The following is a 236-nucleotide window of genomic DNA, read 5'->3' as shown; positions in this document are numbered from 1 at the left end:
CGGCGGCAACGGCCTGGGCCTGGCCATCGTGCGGCGGCTGGCGCGGCTTCTCGGCGGCCAGGTGACGGCGGAAAGCGAGCTCGGCAAGGGTTCGACCTTCACCATGACCCTGCCCTTCACGCTCGAGGCGGCGGCGGCGCCGCGGTCATGAGCGCGCCCACGCGCATCCTCGTGGTGGAGGACCAGGAGCTCAACCGAGACCTCCTCGTGCAGCTCCTCGAGGAGGAGTCCTACCC

Annotated in this window: 1 protein-coding gene; it reads left to right on the top strand. The window is 71.6% G+C overall.

The genetic code is table 11. The features are described 5' to 3' along the window. The first annotated feature begins 13 nt into the window (after positions 1–13). Positions 14–151 carry an ATP-binding protein gene (locus ACLJNW_RS28530; protein ID WP_410962044.1) on the top strand — a complete coding sequence of 46 codons (138 nt, stop codon included), beginning with the start codon at positions 14–16 and terminating at the stop codon, positions 149–151. Positions 152–236 lie beyond the last annotated feature (85 nt).

Source organism: Salmonella sp. SAL4457 (genome assembly GCF_046548235.1).
GTDB classification, from domain to species: Bacteria; Pseudomonadota; Gammaproteobacteria; order Enterobacterales; family Enterobacteriaceae; genus Salmonella; species Salmonella enterica.
Note: the sequence above shows the minus strand (reverse complement) of the source record. Positions and strands in the feature narration are given on the sequence as shown.